This window comes from Psychrobacter sp. 16-MNA-CIBAN-0192 (genome assembly GCF_040309565.1).
In the GTDB taxonomy this organism is placed as follows: domain Bacteria; phylum Pseudomonadota; class Gammaproteobacteria; order Pseudomonadales; family Moraxellaceae; genus Psychrobacter.
In genome coordinates this window covers 246,662-270,139 of sequence record NZ_JBEOOX010000002.1, presented here as the reverse complement: position 1 = coordinate 270,139, position 23,478 = coordinate 246,662, and the positions used below count along the sequence as shown (strand labels likewise).

Genomic DNA, 23,478 nt, shown 5'->3' with positions numbered 1-23,478 from the left:
GTAAAGAACACAACAGTTAAAAGTGTAATTTATCAGTTAATAAATATCTTAATAAATAGTGACTTACATGTTAATTATAAAAAGCTTCTAAAAGCAAAATGTTTAATGAATTAATTGATTAACTGTGAGCTAATCAGCGAAAGCGGCGCAACAGCAGCAATACTATTGGCCAGCTAATAATACTTGAAAGCAACGGCAACGCTGATTGAGTTGCCGCAGTATTTTGCAGCATCGGCAGTAACAACCATAGGCAAAGCTGATAACTCAACAGTCCTACTGCCGCCATCAACCACGCTGTTGCCATTGTTAATGATTTTAGTTGTCTACTTAAAAGATTAATAACCAACACTACCAGCACCGTTGCAAAAGCATGCAGACCCAAGCGGCTATCCATCAATAAGTCAATAATAATACCAATGGCAAATGCGGTCTTTAGTCCAACATGGCGGGCTTGGAATATCAGCCAAAAAATCAGTACCATTACCATCAATATGGGGCGCAGCTCGGCAACGCTGGGACTGAGTGGATACACACTAAGCGCTGAGGCGATAATAAAACTTAGAAAAATAACGCTGAATAACGAATCAGTGCTGTACTCAGAGTGAGCATGCGCCATAACGATGTGCCTTAACGGTCTGTTGTAACAACTGCCTGCTTTAAATAATTACTTTCATTACTTGCTTTAACGGCTTAGTTTCATAAGGATAATGCAGTAGCTATCGTAATGGATATTTACCTTATAACTAAGTTAAAAGTTTATTCATTTACTTATTCAGTCACTTATTCAGTTACTGGCTCGGTAGTTGCCACCGGCTTAGGTTGTAAAATTAGCACGTAGGCATTATTCATAAAATTAGCTGCTGGCGTCACTTCGATGCTTCTAAAGTTATCCGCTTGGGTGTCTTTAACCCGAGCGATACGCCCAACTTGATAACCTGCCGGCATACGTCCGCCAAGCCCTGACGATATCAGCTCATCACCCACGCGTATATCCGAGCTTTTAAACACATAGTTGAGCCTTAAAGCCGTTGGTATCCCTTTACCAGTCACGATACCACGCTGACCGGTACGCTTGACCATCACTGCTACCGATTGCTGCTCATCTGTGATTAACATCAAGCGACTGGTATTAGGATAAACGGTGATAATTTGCCCAAGAATTCCCGACTCATCAATAACCGTTTGCCCAACTTTTACCCCATCTTGCGCGCCTTTATTCAAGACCACAATTTGTTTAAGCGGATTGGTATCTGTCCCAATCGTTTGGGCTAAATGTAAGGTAAATTGTTCAGGAATGGTGGTCGATAACATTGCTTGCAAACGGGTGTTTTCTGCCACGATATAATCTTGCTGTTGCAGCTTGGCATCGGCATGCAGCAGTTGCGCTTTAAGCTGCACATTTTCACGGCGTAAAGCTTCTTTTGATACCGTACGTCCACTTGCCCAATGAGTTGCCTGACTGGGTAGCAGTGACAATTCATAAATCGGCTGGAGCGCTGCCTGACTGGTATGACGAATGGGCGCAAACCATGCAGGATTCTTATAATCCATCCACATTAAAATCACTGCTGCTACCAAAGCGATTGCAATCATACGCAGAGATAATGGCTGGCGGGCAAACATACTTGGCGTCATAAAGGTTCTAATAAGTCGATGTACAGTGTGCGTATAATAAGGTAAATAGTGCTAAGCATGTAGACAGCCATTTAATCAAAACAAGAATAACAACAAATGGCTTTATTAAAACGTTTTAGACAAAAATGCTACTTAGAGTTTTATTATCAATAAAGCTAAGCGCCGTACCAGCACCGCGACTAACGCAGGTTAATGGGTCTTCAGCAACGCTCACCGGTAAGCCTGTCTCTTTAGAGATAAAGGTATCCAAATCGCGCAACAATGCCCCACCGCCTGTTAAGACAATACCGCGCTCAGCAATATCTGACGATAATTCAGGTGGCGTGTCCTCCAATGCAGATTTAATGGCATTGATAATATTGTTTAACGGCTCGCGCAACGCACTATGAATGTCCGCTGAATTGACCATTAATGTTTTGGGCATACCGTCTGCAATACTACGTCCGCGAACTTCCACTTCTATTTGCTGGCGCTCATCATTAATCGCAGTGCCGACTTCTTGCTTGACACGCTCAGCTGTGGTTTCACCAATCACGCAGCCATGATTACGGCGCACATAACTAATAATCGCCTCATCAAACATATCGCCACCGATACGAATAGACTGCGCATACACACAACCGGATAAGGCAATCACCGCAATTTCTGTCGTGCCGCCACCAATATCAACCACCATTGAGCCACTGGCATCATGAACCGGCAAGCCTGCGCCAATCGCTGCTGCCATTGGTTCTTCTAATAACAACACTCGACTTGCCCCGGCGGATAATACGGCGGCACGAATGGCTTTGCGCTCAATCATCGTTGATTTATAAGGCACACAAACCACTACTTTGGGCTGTGCTAAAAAACGCTTGGCTTTTACTTTGGCAATAAAATGCCTGAGCATCTGCTGGGTCACATCAAAGTCAGAAATCACCCCGTCTTTTAGCGGACGAATGGCAGTAATATTGGCTGGGGTGCGCCCAAGCATTTGCTTGGCATCAGCACCAACGGCAGCAACTACCGGGTTTTGCATCGGCTGAGAGCGTAACGCCACGACCGTTGGCTCATTTAACACGATGCCTTTATTAGGAATAAAAATAAGCGTATTGGCAGTACCAAGGTCGATTGCGATATTATTTGATAAAAATCCAAATAGGTTCATGACTAATGTATCCAGCGTCTTGCATATAAGGCGAATGAGAGATTTGAGCATTATCCGTCAGTAAGGATTAAAAGGATTAAGCGGGCGCTATATTTAGCATTGCCACACTTGACCTGCCTGACCTATTGAACCTAAACGATAATGCTAAAAATGGGCTAAATTATACCGACTTAAGGTACAAAAACATAGGTCTTTACCCAGCGAAGGCTCGTTACTTTTTATAAATATCACCATTAAGCATAAAATGCTTATTAACATAGGCTTATAAACTTGAGTGGCATTCTATCATTTTACTAAGAACTTGATTTGTCTCTTAAAATAGTAAGGCTCAGCTCATGCCTGTTCGCTACTATGTCAAGTTGAGGCTGCTATAAGGTTGACGGTTTGTGCAGCAATCGTACGTCGCACTCTGTAAACTTGGGTCAGATGCTTTATAATAAGCCATTAATGAGGGTATAGAACGTAAAGCGCAGCATTGGCGCTCCTTTTATCAAACAATTCTGGTGTTATATCACCAATTTCAGTTTTTATTAACATTGTTTTTATTAATACTATTTTTATCACTATTGTTCTTATCAATACTGTCTTTTACTGGAGAAACCATGTCAAATATGTCCCAGCAAACGCCCTCGACTGACAGTAGTGTCAGCCGTCAAGAAATCCTCGAAGTTGCCAACCTTGCGCGGCTTGGGGTGGATGAGGCAACCGCTGATAGCTACGCCAATGACATCAGCAAGGTGTTAGGTTTGATGCATACTTTAGCAGCCGTAGATACGAGCGAGCTAACCCCCTTAGCGAATATTCATGAAGCTTGCCAAGAGCTGCGCGCAGACGTCGCCAAGCATGATATCAATCGCGAGCGCAATCAGTCGATGGCACCAGCAGTTGAGCAAGGCTTGTACTTAGTGCCGCAAGTGATTGAGTAACCCATCGCTAGTCTCTCCTCATTTAGTCTTATCTTATGCAGTTAACATTTTGACGGACGACCCCTTATGTCTGAGTTACATCATTTAAGTACCGAGCAGCTGATTACAGGCTTACAAGACAAACAATTTAGCAGCCTTGAGCTGACCGAGCATTTTATTAAGCGTATTGATGCGCTAGATGGCAAGATTAATAGCTTTATTACCCATACTTCTGAGACGGCACGTGCCAAAGCGAAAGCAGCAGATGAGATGCGCGCGCAAGGCGATATGCGTCCTCTGCTTGGTGTACCTATGGCGCACAAAGACATCTTTTGTACCCAAGGTGTGTTGACTACATGTGGCTCAAAAATGCTGCATAACTTTATCTCGCCGTATGATGCGACCATCGTTACCAATATTGATAAAGCAGGCATGATTAGCCTTGGTAAGCTGAATATGGATGAGTTCGCAATGGGCTCTGATAATAGCAGCTCTTATTATGGGTCGGTGCAAAATCCGTGGAATCTTGAGCACGTACCGGGTGGCTCATCAGGTGGTAGTGCTGCCGCCGTCGCCGCTGGCTTTGTGCCCGTTGCAACCGCTAGTGATACAGGCGGCTCGATTCGTCAACCAGCATCATTTTGTGGTTTGACAGGTATTAAGCCCACTTATGGACGTATTTCACGCTTTGGGATGATTGCCTATGCATCAAGCCTTGACCAAGCAGGTAGTTTAGGGCGTAGTGCTAAAGACTGTGCTTATCTACTGCAACCGATGATTGGTCATGACCCACGTGATGCAACCTCTATTAAATATGATATGCCAGATTATGTGCAAGATATGAATGACGCAGCGGTAAAAGCCGGTGATAAGCCGCTTGCTGGATTACGCATTGGGGTGGCAAAAGAATATTTCGGTGAGGGTTTAAATGCCGAAGTAAATCAATTGGTACGCGCTGTATTACAGCAATATGAAGAGCTTGGCGCAACGATTGTGGAAGTCAATATCACTGACCCAGAAATCACCCTTGCGACTTATTATATGCTCGCCCCTGCTGAAGCTTCCTCAAACCTATCACGCTTTGATGGCGTACGCTTTGGCTATCGCTGTGAAAACCCAAAAGACTTAACCGACTTATACACGCGCTCACGCTCTGAAGGCTTCGGTCCTGAAGTACAGCGCCGTATCTTGATGGGTACTTATGCCCTATCCGCTGGTTATTTTGATGCTTACTATACTAAAGCACAAAAAATTCGCCGTATTATTGTTAAAGACTTCGCTGATGCCTTTGCTCATTGTGATGTCATTGCTAGCCCAACTGTACCGACCGCAGCATATAAGCTGAGCGAAAATTTAGATCCTGCGTCTATGTATTTGGGTGATGTGTATACGATTGGGGTCAATCTTGCCGGTCTGCCTGCCCTTAGTCAGCCAGTCGGTTTGACAGCTAATGGCTTGCCTGTTGGTTTACAACTGATTGGTCAGCATTGGTGTGAGAGCCAACTGCTTACTACCGCGCATCTATTCCAGCAGCACACCGACCATCATTTACAACACTCTACCATCGCCAAGGAGACGGTATAATGAATGCAGTAACGAGCAGTAATCATACCGTGCGTCGCGAGCTATTCGTTGACGGTTATGAAGTGGTCATCGGCATTGAAATCCATTGTCAGTTAAATACAGAAAGTAAAATATTCTCAAGCGCTCCAACTGACTTTGGTCATGAGCCGAACAGCCAAGCCAGTATTGTCGACTTAGGATTACCGGGCGTTTTGCCTGTACTCAATGTGGGCGTGGTTGAACGCGCCCTCAAATTCGGCATTGGCGTCAATGCTGAATTGGGTTTATTTAACACCTTTGATCGTAAAAACTATTTTTATCCTGATTTGCCAAAAGGTTATCAAATTACCCAAATGGCAAACCCTATCGTCGGTGAAGGTTATATCGACGTTGTGGTAAATGAAGGCGAGAAAAACGAATATCCTAAACGCATGGGCATCACGCGCGCGCATTTAGAAGAAGATGCGGGCAAATCAGTACATGATGCTGTCGAAGGTATGACCGGCGTTGACCTTAACCGTGCTGGCACGCCTTTGATTGAAATCGTCTCTGAGCCGGATATGCGTTCTGCTGCCGAGGCGCTTGCCTACATTAAAGCGATTCATCAGCTGGTCACTTGGCTTGGTATATCCGATGCGATTATGGCAGAAGGCTCATTCCGCTGTGATTGTAACGTCTCTATCCGCGAGCCTGGCGCTGACTTGGGTACGCGTACTGAGCTGAAAAACTTAAACTCTTTCCGTAATATTGAACGCGCCATCAACCGCGAAATTGAGCGTCAAATCGACATCATCGAAGATGGTGGCAAAGTTCTGCAAGCAACAATGCTCTATGATCCAGAGCGCGATGAAACTCGTGTGATGCGTACCAAAGAAGACGCCAACGACTATCGCTATTTCCCTGACCCTGACTTGCTACCGGTGCGCATTGAACAGCACACCGTTGATAGCATTCGTGCAGCGATGCCTGAGCTACCAGTTGCCCGTCGCGCGCGTTTCGAAGAAGCATTTGGTCTATCAGAATACGACGCGCGTATCTTAACTGGCAGCCGTCAACTTGCGGATTATTTTGAAGCCGTCGTCGCTGAAATTGGTCAACAAAATGCGAAGATGGCGGCTAACTGGGTCATGGGTGACTTACTAGGTGCGCTAAATAAAGACGATACTGATATCATCAACTCGCCCATTAGCGCCATACAATTGGCAAATATGCTCAAACGTATCAATGATGACACCCTATCAGGTAAGCTTGCCAAAAAAGTCTTTAGCGCTTTATATGAACGCGCAGGTGGCGATGCTGATGACGCTGCTGATCAGATTATTGAAACTCAAGGTCTAAAGCAAGAAACCGATACGGGCGCAATCAAAGCCATCGTTGAAGAGGTCATCGCTAAGAATGCAGTGATGGTCGAAGAATATCGCGGCGGTAAAGAAAAGGCCTTTAACGGTCTGGTCGGTCAAGTGATGAAAGCCAGTCGCGGTAGCGCCAATCCGCAACAGGTTAATCAAATCCTAAAAGAGTTATTGGGTTAAGCCAATATCGTGCGCTATAAACTGACTATCAGACGGCAATACTGAGTAATCAACGTAGGGAAGAATTAACCCTTGCAATATGTACGATTTTGCGTAAAATAGTCAGTCATTCGGGGCGTAGCGCAGTCTGGTAGCGCACTACACTGGGGGTGTAGGGGTCGCAGGTTCGAATCCTGCCGTTCCGACCAAACATTATATTAGGGCAGACCGTCATTGACCGTCTGCCCTTTTTCTATGGGCGTTTCAAACGTTATGCCCTACACGATAGCCCATCATAAAGCATGGTAATCCATGTAATAATGCGGTATATTTTACGGTATATTTTATACCGTCATGGAAATATACCGTCATGTCATTAACTGATAGCCAAATCAAACGCTTTAAACCTAGCGATACTTGCACCCCTAGCCGACCTGATAAATATAGTGATGGTAATAACCTACGCTTATGGGTGCGTAGTACAGGCAGCAAAGTATGGGTATGTGACTATCAGTATGCAACCAAGCGCCAGAGCCTGATTATTGGCAAATATCCAGCCATGAGCCTAGCCGATGCACGCCAGCGTAACCAACAGATAAAAGACCTCATAGGGCAAGGTATCAACCCAAAGCATGATAAGAAGCGTCAACAAGCAGACATTGACGGTACAAAAGCATTTGATGCCCTAGCGCAACGCTGGCACGACGACCGCAAAGCCCACATTACCCCCACTACCTACAGCCGTGACTATTCACAGTACCAACGCGATATTAAGCCCGTTATTGGTCACATGAGCATAGAGAACATAACCGCCCCTGATATTTTGGCTATTGGTAAGTCAGTAGAAGCACGGGGCGCTACTGATATGGCTAGGCGTGCGATACGTCAAACGGGGCAGATATTCAAGCAAGCCGTACGTGAGGGATTGATAACCCATAACCCAGCCAATGACCTAAACGAAGCCTTAAAACCGCATAAGGTGAAGCACCATAGCCGTATCACCAGCCAGCAACTACCTAAACTACTTCAAGATATTAATGCCTATGATGATGATCTATTGGTGAAGCTTGGCTTATGGTTTTTATGCTATACGTTTGTAAGAACGCAAGAACTGCGATTTATGGAATGGAGCGAGATAGATTACAAAGCTAAGGTATGGCGCATACCAGCCGACAAGATGAAAATGGATAGACCGCATTTAGTACCGCTTACACCGCAAACAATGACAATCTTAGAGCAAATCAAGGCGTTATGTTTTTCGGATCAATACGTTTTCTTTAATACCTCAACCCGTAAGCCCTACAGTCAAAACGCTTTTATCACGGCACTATGGCGCATGGGTTATAAAGGCAGAATGACGGGGCACGGTTTCCGTGGACTTGCCAGCATTACCCTACACGAATAACAATACATGCACGAAGCGATAGAGCTACAGCTGGCACATGAAAAAGGGAGCAAGATCAGCAAGCCATACAACGGGGCGCAGTATTTACATTATAGAATTAACATGATGCACAAATGGGCTGACTTTATTAGCGATGTGTACGCAGGTAAGCCAGCAAAAAAAGTTTACACCAAATTTAGGATGCCATTAGAGCATCATAATTATTGATAAGGCGCACGCTGGCAAGATTGATAACGTCATACACGGCAACTTCAAACAACAAGCGCAAAAGCTAGGCTAATTCTAATAATCAGGTATGAGGGCTAAGACTATGGCATATGACGTACCAAGCCGAGAAAAGGTAAAAAAGGCAGGTAAAGTATTAATTAATGTTGATGCTACCGCTGATGAATTTGAGCAAGCAATGGCGGTCATGTCGCAATGGCGGTCATTACACAGTTATCCGATCAATACCTTTCAAGCCATGCTAAGAGGTAAGGTAAAAAGACTGGGCTTTAAATCCCCTATCATTGCTCAGCGCCTAAAACGTGCCCCCTCTATCGTTCGCAAGCTTACCCGTTTTCCCAGTATGAGCCTGTCACGAATGCAAGATATTGGTGGCATACGCGTAGTGCTACCTACTGTTAATGACGTTTACCGCTTGCATGATGACATTGTAAAGAGCAAAGGACGGTTTGAGCATGAAGCCCTACTACCGCCTTATGATTATATTCAGTTGCCTAAACCTGATGGTTATAGAAGCTTGCATCAAATCTTTAAGTATAAAAACCCGAATATGCCCGAATTGGACGGCTTATTCATTGAACTACAGATAAGAACCAAGCTACAACATTCATGGGCAACCGCTGTGGAAACGCTAGGACTAGTTGAAAAATCATCATTCAAAACGGGTGAGGGTGCGGAAGAATTTAAGCATTTTTTTAAGCTGGTAAGTGCTTTATTTGCCCACCATGAGAAGCAGCCCATCATTGAGGAATTGGCAAGTAAAAGCATTCATGAGCTGGCAGATGAATTAATGACCCTTGAACAAGAATTACAGATATTTGCCAATCTTACAGGTTTACTGATCACTGCTAAGCACATTGAAACCAGTAGCAGCAAGAGTGATGAATATCATTTGATGGAGCTAGACACCAGTAAGGACAGCCCAGCCGTAAGCCTGATTCCCTTTACTAAGTCACAGTTGGAAGTTGCCGAAAGCTTTTACAAACTGCGTGAAATAGCGACCCAGCATACGCCTAATATAGAGGTGGTACTGATAGCAGCAGGTAACTTAAAGGACATTAAAAAAGCTTATCCCAACTACTTTTTAGATACACAAGATTTTATTAAGAACCTAAAGAATATTTGCCAAAAACTGAGCAAGTGACGACCATGTAAGGCTAGGACTAATTACCCGAACGACAGCTATTCACACCCTTATGCTGTCACTGCCTTGCACCTACTTTGATTTAAGGGTGTAGGGGTGTGATATGGACTTTACTACTGCTATTCATGTTTATGAACATTTTCTAAATATTGATGAAAGTCTCCAACTTTCAGTTAATGATTATCCTGATATAGATGCAATAGAGCGTAACTCAGAGAATGAAATTGAGTTTACATATTATGATTTTGTATATAAAGATCATTTAAATATTAGAGCAATTTTAAATGAAAGTGGTATTACTAACCTTGATGCTCATTATATATTAAAGAAGTTCATTCAAAAATACATTGAATCCAAGAGCGAACGCTCACAGAGCCAATTATTAAAACCTTTTACTTAAGACAGTTATTTGTTACTATAGTCTAATCTAAATAAAATCGATACAATCCTATTAACAATCGCATTTAATGAAATAAACGATGACCTATTTAATCGACTATCTGAATAGTTGATTAATTTTTATGTATTTTATCTGAACTCTACTACAATAGTTTAAAAGATTAACAGTGAATAGTTTACACATACTTACGATTGTAAAGATCTATATTCTTTTTTATAAAAGCGTATCTAGAAAAATACGTGGTAGAATACTTTTAGTATTGCTCATTCCTTTCTAAAAAATTTGATATGTTTTATGTCTTTAGCATATCTTAAAGAGATTTATCTTTAATTTTTCAAATTAAAGATACGGCCTAATATAAATAAACTTAAAGGATAAAGAAGTAGTATATTTTTTATTCTTACTTAAATACTTCATCGTAAATAGGCGAAATGAGTGCTGATCCATAATCACTTAAATGATCGTCATCATAGTAAAGTGGAATACCATTAATATCTCCATAGCATTTCTCAGTATCACATAAATAAGGAATAGGATCTAATATCTTTGCACCACATCTTTCCACAGATTTATCCTGTATTTCAAAAGAGAAAGAGTGTCGCTGATCATATTCACTACGATTTATCTGAATCGATTTGTTATTATTAATTTGAATAGATCGAAACATAGTCGATGGTATATTCTCTATCATCTCAGGAGTTGGTCTTACTAGATAAACAGGATTAGTTTTTCTGAACTCACATATAGTCTGTGTCATATGCTTACTTAGATTATCTCTATATTCACTGTTTATGTGATTAAACAACTGATTAATAAAATAACGTGGTGCTTCTAATTGATAATTCTCTTTTTCAATGTTTCCATACAAATATGCTGACATTCTATTTATGATTATAATGGGAACACCTGGATATTTTATAGATGACATGAGGATAGCGTTCTTTACTAATTGACCGCAGTTGTAATCTGGATTTTTTCCATGCTCATCAACCATATATACGTTTTTTATCGTGGGACAGCTATCGAGTCCTAAATTCAAAACGCTTCCACCCGCTAAATCTGCTCTATTACCAATGGCAACCATTTGAGCATTCGCATGACTGTCGCCTATGACAATTGCTTTCACTGGACCATCCCCATAAGTACAGTTTGGAGATACTCCGTTTTCTACTTTTCCACATATAGCTTCCCTAGAATCCCTTTTTTGTTGCTCTACTATTGTAACTTGCTCTGTTGATAAACGGTAAGTCATAAATGCATCAGAGTTTAGAAAAATTATTATTGCTAATATTCCTATAATTCCAGCAATATATATCGGCTTACTTTTAAAACAGCTACGCAAACTGGAAAAATCATTTCGGAACTTGATTTTTTCAACATACTTATAGCTTAAGAAGCCAAGAAGTATGGAAAGTACCATGCCTAAATAAATATAATATTCAGGAAGGGAGAATGTATAAATAACCACCACAAGAGGCCAATGCCAAAGATAGATAGAGTAAGACCATATCCCTATTTTCTGGAAGATTATATTGCTTGTGATGATACTGTTATTACGCTGTGCTTGAATAATAAGGAAAGAGCCGATAACAGGAAATAGTGCTAAGTAACCGGGCCAAGGGTTATCGGCTGATATAAGAAAGTAAGAACCTATAATTAAAACTAAACCCACTAACTCGAAAAGCTTTTTTCTCGTTTCTTGTAAGGTGAAAGGATATAAATAAGCGACTCCACCAATCATCATCTCCCATGCTCTAGTATGTAATAGGTAGTAAGAAGCGCCAGGCCATCTGTAAGAAGCAATCACACAAAATATAAAACCTAGTACTGTCCCTAATACAAGCATCGATTTCATTGTCTTGATAGACATAAGCTTACGCATAGCAACCAAGATTAACGGATAGATTATATAAAACTGCCATTCCACCGATAATGACCACGTATGCAATAGCCATTTTTCATGAGAAGCTGCGTCAAAATAACCTGCTTCTGACCAATATATGAAATTAGATAAGAAACCTACACTACTGGCAGCATGCTTACCTAATGCTTTGTATTCTAGTGGTGTGAGATAGAACCAACCGAAAACCATTAATATAAAGCATAGCAGTGCTAAAGCAGGAATAATTCTATTTGCCCGGGCGACATAGAACTTCAAGATAGAAAACTCTTTTTGTTCGACACCTCTAAATATTATCCCTGTCATCAAGAATCCTGAAATTACAAAGAAAACATCAACCCCAGCAAAGCCACCTGGCATCCAAGAAGCATTGAAGTGGAATAGCACAACAGCGATTACTGCTATTGCCCTCAGGCCATTGATATCTTTTCTAAATTTCATATGATTAATTACCAAGAACCGTAGTAAAAAATGTTAGCAGTATATAACCTTTGTAAGTATAAGTATAGCAAGCCCTACTTTTTTAACTTTGTGACTACCTAAATATTCAAACAAAAAAGCTAGCAATTAAATTAAAAATCTGGATTTCATTACGGTATATAGTCTAATTCACATAAAATCGATACAATATATAGACCAAAACCATTAACTAAATAAAATATAACTTACTCAATAGACTTTCGCAAACAGGTGCTTTCTAGCATCGCTGATGGCATGGCCGTTAGAGAAGCTGCTTCTTTTTACGAGCTTAGCACCATCACCATCCACAGCTGGCAGCAGAATTTAACGCCTAATCCAGACGATTATATGTACGAGCAAGCGCAGCGTTTAGGGTACAGCAAATCAGGCATTGAGTCGGTTTTAAATCGCCTTGGCATCAGTTAAAAAACATCTTGGAACACCCAAAATCCTGCCCGATAAAAAGAGCGATATATCAGAATAAGCTTAATAGCTTTACGCAGCAAGGCTGTCCCATTATTTATATGGATGAAAGTAGCTTTGAGGCTGAAACTATTCGTCCTTATGGCTACGCCCTGATAGGCAAACCTTGTATTAATAGCTACAACTGGCAAGCAGAAAAGCGAATTAACGTCATTGGTGCTCTCTATGGCAAGATGCTGTTTGTGCTTGATCACTTTAAGCAGAGTATTAAGCGCAGCATATTCTACTACTTATACAAACACACACTGCCTCAAAGCCAAATATTTGATTGTGACGGATGATATTCGACTTCCTAACAACGAACACATTCAAAAACTATTCGATGGACATGATAATCGACTCCTCTGGCTACAGCCTTCATCTGAATCCTATCAAAAAGACATGAGCATAAACATTTTTTTAGCGCAATGATGAATGGAGAACGATCTGCCTGAATTATCTCATAATATGAGTTATGCCTCCTTCATTCTTATATAGAACTATTTCATAGACATAACCTAGACGCTAGCAACCATCAACCGCCGTAGACCGTTACGGCATAACATGGAGCTATACCAATGACCCAACAAAACAAACCTGCCAAGCTAAAATTCTATAAATCCGCAAAATGGCAAATTAACGCCCTCACCTTTTTACTGCCTATTCTCATTCCGATACTGATAAACCCATCCACTCTTCATTTAAATATTTATATCATCACGACTATTTTGTAAAGATAATAGAACCTCATTTACCCTAACTCATATGCATGACAGCTAGACATTTATTCAACAAGGCGTTAGGGTAATTGCTTTCCTATTATCATGGTTTGACCTATGTCTGAGCCAACCGCTCTCCCCTTACCGACGCTTAGCAATCACTCAAATATTAGCGATGATGCCCCTTGGGAGCAGTATCAGCGCCCGTATGTCCGCGATTTAGCTTTTGCACTTGCCTGCCCAAACGTGCTTACCCATTGGATTGATTTTACTGATAATGAAAACGATGATGGAAGCCATAATAAAAGCAGTGTTAATAGTACTGATAAAAGTACCGCTGAAATTTCGGTACATAGTGCAGATTTTTGGAACGCCCAATATAAGGCATATCAAGAGCGTTTAGAGATACTTGATAGCACCAATGCTTATCAAGTACTAACCCGTTACTTGCTGGCTCGACCCAGTCCCAGTCGGTTGGGGTTTCATTTTGAAGGATTATTGTCGTTTTGGTTAACGGATGGCTTCACCTACGGTTACCATCCTTACGAGATACTGGCAAGCAATGTGCAGTTATATTGCGGCAAGCAAACGTCTGGGGAGCTAGACATAGTTTTGTATAACCATCAAGAAAAGCTGACGGAACATTGGGAGTTAGCAATTAAGTTCTTTATGGGGTCAGCGCCATTTGCACCGGTGAATTGGGTGGGGATTAATTCTAATGATAATTTGCAGCGCAAAATGACTCATATGCAGACTAAGCAATTTCGTACTTTGGCGGTGGATACCAAAAATCATGGAAACGTTATTATTGATAAACGTTATGCAGTGATAAAAGGACGATTTTTTTCACCTATTACGCTCACTGAGTTTCATCGTCCTGACTGGCTTAGCCCAACATTCCCACAGCATCGCTGGTATGACAGTCGCGACAGCGCTCACCTTGCTCATATTAATATGAGTAGATTGCGCCGCGCTCGCTATATAGAGTGGTTTACTCAGCGTGCGTGTTATGATGATGCCATATTGACCCCGCCCCTTTGGCAACCGCACTCGCTGCCTCAGACTGGGCAATACTTTGATGGTAGTACACCGCTCGTCATTTATCCTCGATATCAGAATAGCGATTTAGCTCAGGATTAAAGTACGCATTTTCACTAACTATCCCTTGCCGTTAACGCAGGTTTACCAGTTATAACGCCCATATAAGCTAATCTCACTACGTTTGGCTTTTTCAGAATCAATATCATCGGTCAATAATTTAATCCCGCCGTATTTGCTGTCTATCGCTAAGCCAAGTGCCCGTGTTTGTGGCTCTATTAATCCAGTCACAATGATAGGTATGGGCATAGACGGATTATCTAGCTTATAGCCGGCTGACAGCTGATACAGAGTTTCAATGTCGTTCGCTTGGGCATGAGCACCAAGCTGCCATTTATCTGTCAATTGATGAGACAGACTGCCTTCGATACGCCAAGGCAGCGTTTGAATAATATTGTTGGTGTCCAATTGACCACGCGTATCGTTGGTTGGGCGTCTGTTGACATCATAATCTAAGACATACTCGGTACTCGGCATGTCTCGCCAGTGCATGCGCCCAAGCACATCATAACCACGAAGCATGAGCGCCGTCTTATCCGTTATCTGCCCTGCCAGCTGAATATCTACTGAATAGCCGTAACCTGCCGGTTTATCGGGATACCAATTTAAGTCTTCCTCACCAAGAGCAGGCTTGTCGTAATAATAATTTAAATCGGTTTTAATGCTATTTAATCGATCGATATTCTTAACCGCTTCGCCCTCAAGAGCTACTTGAGAGGTCAATGTCCCTATCGCATCGCCTTCAAGCGCATGCAGTCCTTTCCAAAGATTCGCATAAGCCGTCAGCTGCCAATTAGGCGCAACGTGCTGGGTAAAACCTATGTTTGCGCCAATACGTTCATTATGCTTCGCCTCTAGATAGATAGGATATATCTGATCATTATTGGGAATTTGTTTATTTTTATATTGCCAGTATAAATCGGCAGTGTCTTGATTAAAACGCATCATATAATCATAACGCCAGCCCAACCCATAACTAATTGCACTGTCGGCTGGGCGCACCTCTACCGCCATGCGACCTTGCGCATAGGCATGCTCACCTGAATCTAATGGCGCATCCCACTCTTTAATAAAAGCTGCAATCGGCTGCGCTGGGCTATGCGCGGTAATCATAACCTCTGCCGTTATCTCATTAGCCACTTGCGGTGCTCTCCATTTACTTGCCACAGCCGGAGCTTCGATAAATGCAAGATTGGGGTATTGCGCCATAGCAGAGGTGCTGATACCCATACTCATCAGCACTAATAAGTTAATGGATAAAGTGCTTTGAAGATAAGGGCTACTTTTTTTTATAATCTTTTGCATAATCTTAGGCGATTGTTCTATCCGCCTTGATGGTTTAGCGCGGCAGGTATAATCTATAGACATAGTACTCTCACTGGTATTAAAAAAGGTCTCAAGCATAAAAAAGAGACAGGGTTAGCTGTCTCTTTTTATACAAAATAAAGGATAAATCTACCCTAGTGGAATAACACTATTATCAGTGAACTTCGCACTGAGCTTGCCATTATTCTCTAATAAGTCACCAAAATCTTTACCATTCACCATGATGTCAGACAATTTACCCATGCTATCTTTTATGAACTCATTATTCGCATCAACGTTCAGCACGATAACAGCATTATTTTGAGTGATTTTAAGCTGACTACCTACCACGTTATAATTAGCATCTAAATTCGTTTTGCCAGTCACATATAAGTTTTTGCCATCAACCCAGGCACTCAAACCTTGTAGTTCAATCACGTTACGCGCAGTTCGCTTTAAATTTGCTTGAATATCAAGAGGAATAGTGGCGGTCGTTGTGCCATTCTTTTTAGCCACAGTGCCTTTGAGTGCTAATAACACATCCATACCCACAAAACGATTGGTCTCTTCTGTGAGATTACCTTGTGCCGTGACTTTAACAATGTTTTTGATATCAGCTTCGTTAGCCACTGCATTTAAGGTGATGCTCGCATTGGTCGCTGGCATGCCCTTAATCAGATGACCCGTCAATTTGATAGTCGTTGGCAACGTGAGTGTCACTAACTGACCATCTGCCCGCTTATGACTCATGCCTAAAAATGCCAGCTCAAAATCTTTAGCTTCGATTATGCTGTCATTGGCTTGCACTTTGACACTACCAAGCTTCATAACGGCCTTTTCAAGGGTGATGCCAGCGCTATTGATATCATCTAAGTCAAACTCGTCATCAACAGTGACTTTATCGCTGAACTGACCCGTAACTGTGATGCCTTTGGATGGGGAAGTAAATACGACTGCATCCGCTCCTGAACCGATATTAATACTGTCAAAACCAAACTTACCTGTAAAGCTAGTGGCGCTTTCCGTGGTAGTCAGTGCATCTACAAAACCTTTATAGACCACATCAAAGTTATCCGTAGACATTGTAGGCTCATACTGACCCGTTTGTGGGTTAAGAACATAATCATAATAGTCGAATGTCTCAGTTTTGACATTGCTAGCGCCTGTTAGGCTGAGTTGTCCTTTATTATTTATAGTGGCAACAAAGTCAGGTTTTGGTAGCAACGTGATACCGTTTAAGTAATTGTTAAACTCTGTATTCTTGGCTAAGGCATTGATACTGGCTGCATTTAAGGTGGTGATATTTTTTTCTTTCATGTAATAATAAAGCACACTTGGCAGCTCAAAGGTTGCATTAATACGTTGCTGCTGACGCTCTGTCAAAATATCACTAGCCCCTTTATAGGCGTCAGTAATGGCTTTATTATCTAACACGAACTGCTGAGCGGTTTTAATAATATCCTTAGCTTGATTAAGCTCAGTAACATTATTATTAACTGGTGGTTTAGGAGGAACAGAAGGAGAGCCAGAATTATTGTTAGAACCAATGTTACTGTCGTTATCACTGCCACAACCTGCCAATAATAGCGTGCTGGCAAGTGCTAACGCCGTTAGCTGAAATATTTTCATCGTATAATCCCTTATATATGTATCAGACGTTTTATAAAACTTATGTTTACTACCATTCATAGAATAATACATTTATTTGTCAAATTAGTATATAAAGTAAGTATTTATAACGCTAATGTTACATAAATATAAACTAATGTCTCTCTTACCATATTCATCACTTCCTTTATTTTTCTAAACTAGAATCTATTCATAGAATAAGTCTCAATCACTTGCAGCAATTCTTGTCTAATCATCGCGGTCGTCGGCATGCGCTCAGCATGAAAACGCACGATAGGAATACCCGCACTGGCTAAAGCCTTATCCTTTTTATCATCCGCTTTTTGCCGCGCTTTATTGTTATGCGTCCAGTCATCAAGCTCAATGGCAATCAAAGTAGTCTGCGCATCATTATCAACAATCACATAATCCACACTTTGACGGCAAATTCGATTAAACCAAAAACGGCGCTCAGCAACGTCATCACTATTACCTGCAATAATACGTGAAAGCTGAACTTGCACAAAAATATGATAATCCGGTAGCGCATCTTTAAGCTTATCAAAAAACAAGACTTCGGTATCGGTCATGATGGGCATTGGCGCAAACGGCCAAATAGTAAGCTCATCACCGCGCACAGGCTCAGAATCAGTTAAAGAATCAAATTCATGCTCTACGCTTTTAACAGTCGCCTCAGATTCGGGCACAGTCTTTGAACGTACAATGAGCCATAAAAATATAAGCGCGAATATTAGAAATACCAGACCAACGAGCATGGTTTTACCTTATAACAGAAAGAGGAAAATAAGAGCGGAAATGGGCAGTTGCGCAGACATAAATAATGCCAGTATAAAACGCACAAAACACGACCATAACAGCCGTGTTTTGAGAAATTTATCTCTGAATTTAATCAGTAAAAATTATTAAGAATATATCTAAAGATAAGCTATAATTACCAATACAGCACCCACGCACTGGTAGTATTGACATCTGGATCGCTATTTACTTTGTCTTTTAGTGCCAACGCAGCAAGTTTACCGCGTTCAGGTCCCACGACCACGCGTACGCCGCGACTGGTTTTGCTGGTCTTTACCTCATATCCTGCTGCTTTAAACTTCTTGGCCAGCTCATCAGCTGATGCTTGGTTTGATGCCAATGCCACCTGTACACCAAAACTACCTTTGGCATCGGTTTCTTTGACCTCTTTACGCGCGGCGCTCAACTTTTTTTGAGCATCTTGTCTGGCATCTACCGACTTCTTGGCTAAAGCTTCTTCTTTCTTACGCTTTGCTTCACGTTTTTCAGCGCGTACTTTTTCAGCTGCGGCGGCTTCACGTTCTAGACGCTCGATTTGTTTACGTGAGGGAACGGTTAATACCTGCCCTATCTGCAAGGTTGCAGATGGCTCAATTTTATTGGCTTGTGCTAACGCCGCTACAGAAACATTATATTGCTTCGATAATTTTAATAAACCATCGCCCTTTTCAATAGTATAGTCAACCGCGGCTTTGGGAGCTTCTTTCTTATCTTCTACTTTTTTAGCGTCCTCTTTTTGAGCAGCAGTAACAGATGTAGTGTCAGTAGGCGTAACGGTAGCAGCCGGTCGCGGTTGCAGTTTTGGCTGGCTAATCTCAATTTTAGGCTCAACGTCTTCTGCTACTGGCTTGCTGCTATCGATATATTGTTGATTCTCCGAACGCGCTTTTGCCAAGGCTTGTGATTCGGCACTGGCTTGGGCTTCTGAGAACAGTTCAGCTTGTTTTTCTTGATTGGCAACCCGCTGCTCCCGCTCTCGTTGCTTTTGTGCCAACAGCCGCTTTTCAGTTTCTACATCTATGGTCAACGGTGTTGATGGCAATATATAGGTGTCTGCTGTACTGACAGTAGTAGGCGCTAAGTCTTTTTCTTCATGATTACCCAGCTGTTGCACCATAGCAAATAGCATTACAATGCCACCTACAATCATCCCAACGCCCAATAATGCCTGTCTTGAAAAATTCATTTGTTGCCATCTCTTAGCTGATAATAAGGTCGATTGTTCGGAGTATCTATCATTTGCACATCTTAGCAAGCAAAACTAAGTAGCTATGATTAATATAATCTTGTACCTAAACCGCTTGATTATAAGACATATTTTTCATACTGTCTGCTATTAGACTGTGCTTGTCAAAGGGCTACTAATATAATACGAGAAACAATTTGTTTACTATTCTACATTATTCAACGTCAAGTGCTGATAACGCTTCGCCAATCGTATGAAAAGAGCCACAAACGACAATTAAGTCTGTTGCCTGACTGTTATTAATAACCGCATGCGTGGCTTGGTGTAAGGTAGGCAGCACCTGTATTTGAGCTGGGTCAACATATTCTGCTAAGGCACTTTGTAATTGGTCAACAGTTGCTGCACGAGGATAATCAATCTCGGCAATAAACCACTCACTAATTGGTAAATCGGCAGCAGTCAAACGCTGCACCACCAGCTCGATATCTTTATCGCCTAACATGGAAAACAGCATTTTAATCGTGCCGGTTTTATTGGCTTGCTGGGCACTATGCTGTTGCCAAAGTGGAATTAACTGGCTTAATAAAAAACTTACTCCTTGCTCATTATGCGCCACATCAAACAACCAATGACGATGAACAAGTTCACGATAATCAAAACGCCCCGCTAATTTAACGGTGGTCAGCGCGTGCTTTATTGCAGCTATATCGACCTTAAGCGGACTTGCCATTACTGCAGACAAGGCATTGGTAGTATTTATTAACGACAATGCTGGGCGTGGCAACTGTAAGGTCACTGCGGCATTACTATAGTGCCATGTCGCGCTATTATCTACGCGATAACTAAAATCCTGTCCTGCTTGATAACAAGTGACATTGTGTGCTGTGATACGCTGTTGTACGCTGTCAGGCATCTCAGCTGCACCGTAAATTAAGGTAATATCATCGCGTAAAATGCCTGCCTTTTCCGCGCCGATAGCCTCGACATTATCACCCAACCAATCGACATGATCGATACCGATATTGGTAATCACCGCCATATCAGGGTCAATGATATTGACCACATCTAAGCGCCCGCCCAAGCCCACCTCTAACACCCACACATCACAATCCGCGGTCGCAAAGATTAAGAGCGCGGCTAGGGTTGTCATCTCAAAAAACGATAAGGTCAACTCACAATGCAGCCGTGCATCTTCAACCTTACTAAAAGCCGAAATTAAGGTTTCATCACTCACCATCTCACCATCAATGCGTACGCGCTCATTAAAACGACTTAAGTGCGGCGATTGATAAAGCGCTGTTTTATAGCCTGCCGCTTGGCACATTTGGGCAATAACCGCCGTGGTTGAACCTTTACCATTGGTGCCTGCAACCGTGAACACATACGCATCATCTTTCGCCGATTGCACCACGCCCAAATATTCCGCCACGGGCAACACGCGTGATAATCCCATATCGATAGCAGATACATGGATTTGCTGCATATAATCGAGCCATTCTGTTAAGTTAGAGTGACTGGTAGGTGTATGCACAGCTTGAGATGATAAAGAGACAGACATGAACAAAACCTATAATAAAAATGGAAAATAAGTAGGAATAAACAATAGCGCGTCAAAAACGTAGCAGCAGTAAGATAAAATTCTTAAATAATAGAAAAAACAATACAACATTCACTACTTAGGCAAGTGTATAACAAGCCCACAAAAAACCAAAGGCAAAAACCAAAAATAGCACTTACCGTCCATCGACGATAAATGCTATCTGGTTATTTAATCACGACTTATTTTATTCATAAAGCCAAACGAAATAAGTAATTCTATATCTTAATAAATAACGCTAAATACTAAAAATTAAGCCGAAACGTTTGGCTGACTGCATAATTTCGCTAACAAGCGATAAATGGTGTCAATCAATTGATGACGATGTACCACCTCATCGACTACGCCATGCTCTAGCAAGAACTCAGCGCGTTGGAACGGTTCTTCTAATGTCTCACGCACGGTTTGCTCAATCACGCGCTTACCAGCAAAGCCAATCATCGCTTTTGGTTCTGCTAAATGAATATCGCCAAGCATAGCAAGCGATGCCGTTACACCACCGTATACAGGATTGGTCAATACCACGATATACGGAACGCCAGCGATACGCAAGCGCTCGATGGCAGCAGCCGTACGCGCCATTTGCATGAGTGACAGTAGACCTTCTTGCATACGCGCGCCGCCCGATGCCGCAAAGCATACTAATGGCTTACGTTCTGCCAATGCCTTTTCTGCGGCTTGCACAAAACGGTCACCCACAACCGAACCCATAGAGCCACCCATAAAGCGGAAATCAAAGGCACAAGCCACGATATCCAAATTACGCAATTTACCGTACATGACGATAAGTGCTTCAGACTCGCCCGTTTTGGTTTGGGCTTCCTTCATACGTTCAGGATAAGGTTTACTATCCACAAAGCGTAGCGGATCTTTGGCAACAAATTCTTGACCAAGCTCGCCATCGACTTGCTCTAATAACCATTGTAAGCGTTCGCGTGCTGACATCGGCAGATGATGATCGCAATGCGGGCAAACGTAACAGTTAAAAATCAGCGCCGTATTGGTAATCATCGAATGACAGCTGCTGCACTCGGTTGATGGTTCAGTCTCAACTGCCGTCAAAGGCGCAGACAGTTGCTGTTTAACACCCGGAACGGGACGGTTAAACCAAGAATGACCTGCGACGTTACTATTATCATTATCAGTAGTCGCATTATTGTTTTGAGAAGTTGTTATGGTATCAGTCATATTATTCGCCATTATCAGAGGCTTAGTAACAAGTTGGCTCATCGCCTTGTCATTGGGAGTGAATGAGGGTCTAACCTTCTGTCATCACATGAGCCATTATGAGACAGGCACGCGCTAATCTTGCGCGGCGGATAATCGTTTATATATTATAGCTTATACATGATATTAGTTTACACACGTAAACTAGATTTAGCAAAGTCATTCCACATCATTCACAATAAAATATAGCGGGCGTCATTTAAAATTATGCTGTTAAGCTGTCTAAAGCTGCACGAAGCTCATCCATTTTTGCCATGATTTTTTGCTGAGCAATCGCAATCGCTTTATTATCATGTGCATCTATATTTGCAAAATGCTCAACCAACGCGCTACCAACAATCACACCGTCCGCATGCGCACCAATGGCTTTTGCCGATGCGCCATCACGAATACCAAAGCCAACACATACTGGCAAATCTGTTTCGGCTTTAATCGCTTTTACATGGGTCGCCACATCATCGGTATCGAGCGTCGCTGAGCCAGTCACACCTTTAAGCGACACATAATAAATATAACCGCCACAATGGGTCAATACTTGCTGACGACGCTCTGCCAACGTGGTTGGTGATAATAAGAAAATCTCATTCATCGCATGGTCAGTTAAATGCTGAGTAAAGCTGCCCGCCTCTGCTGGTGGCAAATCAACCATCAAGATACCATCAACGCCGGACTGCTCACATAGCGCGACAAAATTATCATAACCAATAATTTCAACAGGATTCAAATAACCCATTAGGATTATCGGCGTTTGCGTATCATTTTTGCGGAATTCTGCAACCATTTTTAGGGCGTCACGGGTGCTCGTGCCAGCTGCCAATGCACGCTCAGCAGCAAGTGCGACCGTTGGACCATCTGCCATAGGGTCTGAAAACGGTAGACCAATCTCAATCATATCCGCGCCATGCGTCACTAACTCATGGAGTAGATTAACGGTCACGCTCGGATTGGGGTCGCCTGCCATAAAATAAGGAATTAAGGCTTTTTTATTTTGGGCTTTTAAAGTTGCAAACGTGCTTTCAATGCGGGTCGTCATTCGGGTCATAGTGTTCTCTTATTATTTTTAAATACTTTTTAAAATGACTTTGACTTAAATAGTCTCTGATATTAATACTGATAAATGGGGCAGTTACTAATGCCGTAAAGACCCCATTTACCATCGCTAAAGG

Annotated in this window: 21 protein-coding genes and 1 tRNA gene; 11 read left to right on the top strand and 11 right to left on the bottom strand. The window is 42.1% G+C overall.

Features of this window, described 5'->3' with window-relative positions; genetic code table 11:
• Window positions 1-133: 133 nt before the first annotated feature.
• The 3 genes from mreD to AAEY78_RS03030 all read right to left on the bottom strand — a co-directional run bounded on the left by mreD (window position 134) and on the right by AAEY78_RS03030 (window position 2,782).
• The gene (gene mreD / locus AAEY78_RS03040; RefSeq protein WP_352337222.1) at window positions 134-616 is read right to left on the bottom strand and encodes a rod shape-determining protein MreD; all 483 of its coding nucleotides are present in this window, start codon (window positions 614-616) and stop codon (window positions 134-136) included.
• Window positions 617-780: 164 nt separating this feature from the next.
• On the bottom strand, window positions 781-1,635 hold the full coding sequence (mreC, locus tag AAEY78_RS03035; RefSeq protein WP_352337220.1) for a rod shape-determining protein MreC: 855 nt from the start codon (window positions 1,633-1,635) through the stop codon (window positions 781-783).
• A gap of 115 nt (window positions 1,636-1,750) precedes the next feature.
• Complete coding sequence (locus AAEY78_RS03030; RefSeq protein ID WP_352337218.1) at window positions 1,751-2,782, bottom strand: rod shape-determining protein; 1,032 nt, start codon at window positions 2,780-2,782, stop codon at window positions 1,751-1,753.
• A 611-nt stretch (window positions 2,783-3,393) separates the two neighbouring features.
• On the opposite strand from AAEY78_RS03030, the gene gatC reads away from it, so the two are divergent.
• From gatC to AAEY78_RS02995, 7 genes are all read left to right on the top strand, one after another.
• Entirely contained in the window at window positions 3,394-3,708 is a 315-nt protein-coding gene (gene gatC, locus AAEY78_RS03025; RefSeq protein ID WP_352337325.1) for an Asp-tRNA(Asn)/Glu-tRNA(Gln) amidotransferase subunit GatC, read from the top strand.
• A gap of 66 nt (window positions 3,709-3,774) precedes the next feature.
• A complete protein-coding gene (gene gatA / locus AAEY78_RS03020; protein WP_352337216.1) occupies window positions 3,775-5,271 on the top strand; it encodes an Asp-tRNA(Asn)/Glu-tRNA(Gln) amidotransferase subunit GatA in 1,497 nt (498 codons plus the stop codon).
• Complete coding sequence (gene gatB, locus AAEY78_RS03015) at window positions 5,271-6,782, top strand: Asp-tRNA(Asn)/Glu-tRNA(Gln) amidotransferase subunit GatB (protein ID WP_352337215.1); 1,512 nt, start codon at window positions 5,271-5,273, stop codon at window positions 6,780-6,782. The genes gatA and gatB overlap by 1 nt, the downstream gene beginning before the upstream one ends.
• A gap of 111 nt (window positions 6,783-6,893) precedes the next feature.
• A tRNA-Pro gene (locus tag AAEY78_RS03010) sits at window positions 6,894-6,970 on the top strand.
• A gap of 161 nt (window positions 6,971-7,131) precedes the next feature.
• Entirely contained in the window at window positions 7,132-8,166 is a 1,035-nt protein-coding gene (locus AAEY78_RS03005; protein WP_352337213.1) for a tyrosine-type recombinase/integrase, read from the top strand.
• A gap of 310 nt (window positions 8,167-8,476) precedes the next feature.
• The gene (locus tag AAEY78_RS03000) at window positions 8,477-9,535 is read left to right on the top strand and encodes a RelA/SpoT domain-containing protein (RefSeq protein WP_352337211.1); all 1,059 of its coding nucleotides are present in this window, start codon (window positions 8,477-8,479) and stop codon (window positions 9,533-9,535) included.
• Window positions 9,536-9,638: 103 nt separating this feature from the next.
• The gene (locus AAEY78_RS02995; protein ID WP_352337210.1) at window positions 9,639-9,935 is read left to right on the top strand and encodes a hypothetical protein; all 297 of its coding nucleotides are present in this window, start codon (window positions 9,639-9,641) and stop codon (window positions 9,933-9,935) included.
• 400 nt (window positions 9,936-10,335) lie between these two features.
• Here the strand turns inward: AAEY78_RS02995 and AAEY78_RS02990 are convergent, their stop codons facing one another.
• Window positions 10,336-12,276 (bottom strand): acyltransferase family protein, encoded by a 1,941-nt coding sequence (locus AAEY78_RS02990; protein ID WP_352337208.1) that lies wholly within the window; start codon window positions 12,274-12,276, stop codon window positions 10,336-10,338.
• A 273-nt stretch (window positions 12,277-12,549) separates the two neighbouring features.
• Here AAEY78_RS02990 and AAEY78_RS02985 point away from each other — a divergent pair, with 273 nt between their 5' ends.
• From AAEY78_RS02985 to AAEY78_RS02970, 4 genes are all read left to right on the top strand, one after another.
• On the top strand, window positions 12,550-12,720 hold the full coding sequence (locus AAEY78_RS02985; RefSeq protein ID WP_352337206.1) for a hypothetical protein: 171 nt from the start codon (window positions 12,550-12,552) through the stop codon (window positions 12,718-12,720).
• Window positions 12,721-12,818: 98 nt separating this feature from the next.
• The gene (locus AAEY78_RS02980; RefSeq protein WP_352337204.1) at window positions 12,819-13,058 is read left to right on the top strand and encodes a hypothetical protein; all 240 of its coding nucleotides are present in this window, start codon (window positions 12,819-12,821) and stop codon (window positions 13,056-13,058) included.
• A gap of 276 nt (window positions 13,059-13,334) precedes the next feature.
• Complete coding sequence (locus tag AAEY78_RS02975) at window positions 13,335-13,490, top strand: hypothetical protein (protein ID WP_352337202.1); 156 nt, start codon at window positions 13,335-13,337, stop codon at window positions 13,488-13,490.
• 102 nt (window positions 13,491-13,592) lie between these two features.
• Entirely contained in the window at window positions 13,593-14,615 is a 1,023-nt protein-coding gene (locus tag AAEY78_RS02970) for a DUF1853 family protein (RefSeq protein ID WP_352337200.1), read from the top strand.
• A gap of 42 nt (window positions 14,616-14,657) precedes the next feature.
• On the opposite strand, the gene AAEY78_RS02965 is transcribed toward AAEY78_RS02970, so the two are convergent.
• The 7 genes from AAEY78_RS02965 to trpA form a co-directional block, all read right to left on the bottom strand.
• Window positions 14,658-15,941, bottom strand: a complete 1,284-nt coding sequence (locus AAEY78_RS02965) for a hypothetical protein (RefSeq protein ID WP_352337198.1) — start codon at window positions 15,939-15,941, stop codon at window positions 14,658-14,660.
• Between the two features lie 87 nt (window positions 15,942-16,028).
• Window positions 16,029-17,507, bottom strand: coding sequence for a hypothetical protein (locus tag AAEY78_RS02960; RefSeq protein WP_352337196.1), 1,479 nt, complete (start codon window positions 17,505-17,507; stop codon window positions 16,029-16,031).
• Window positions 17,508-17,686: 179 nt separating this feature from the next.
• The gene (locus AAEY78_RS02955; RefSeq protein WP_352337194.1) at window positions 17,687-18,262 is read right to left on the bottom strand and encodes a DUF2726 domain-containing protein; all 576 of its coding nucleotides are present in this window, start codon (window positions 18,260-18,262) and stop codon (window positions 17,687-17,689) included.
• Window positions 18,263-18,438: 176 nt separating this feature from the next.
• The gene (locus AAEY78_RS02950) at window positions 18,439-19,488 is read right to left on the bottom strand and encodes a LysM peptidoglycan-binding domain-containing protein (RefSeq protein ID WP_352337193.1); all 1,050 of its coding nucleotides are present in this window, start codon (window positions 19,486-19,488) and stop codon (window positions 18,439-18,441) included.
• Window positions 19,489-19,702: 214 nt separating this feature from the next.
• Window positions 19,703-21,046 carry a bifunctional folylpolyglutamate synthase/dihydrofolate synthase gene (locus AAEY78_RS02945; RefSeq protein WP_352337191.1) on the bottom strand — a complete coding sequence of 448 codons (1,344 nt, stop codon included), beginning with the start codon at window positions 21,044-21,046 and terminating at the stop codon, window positions 19,703-19,705.
• 291 nt (window positions 21,047-21,337) lie between these two features.
• Window positions 21,338-22,285, bottom strand: a complete 948-nt coding sequence (gene accD / locus AAEY78_RS02940) for an acetyl-CoA carboxylase, carboxyltransferase subunit beta (RefSeq protein ID WP_352337324.1) — start codon at window positions 22,283-22,285, stop codon at window positions 21,338-21,340.
• Between the two features lie 232 nt (window positions 22,286-22,517).
• Entirely contained in the window at window positions 22,518-23,345 is an 828-nt protein-coding gene (gene trpA / locus AAEY78_RS02935; RefSeq protein ID WP_352337322.1) for a tryptophan synthase subunit alpha, read from the bottom strand.
• Between the last annotated feature and the right edge of the window lie 133 nt (window positions 23,346-23,478).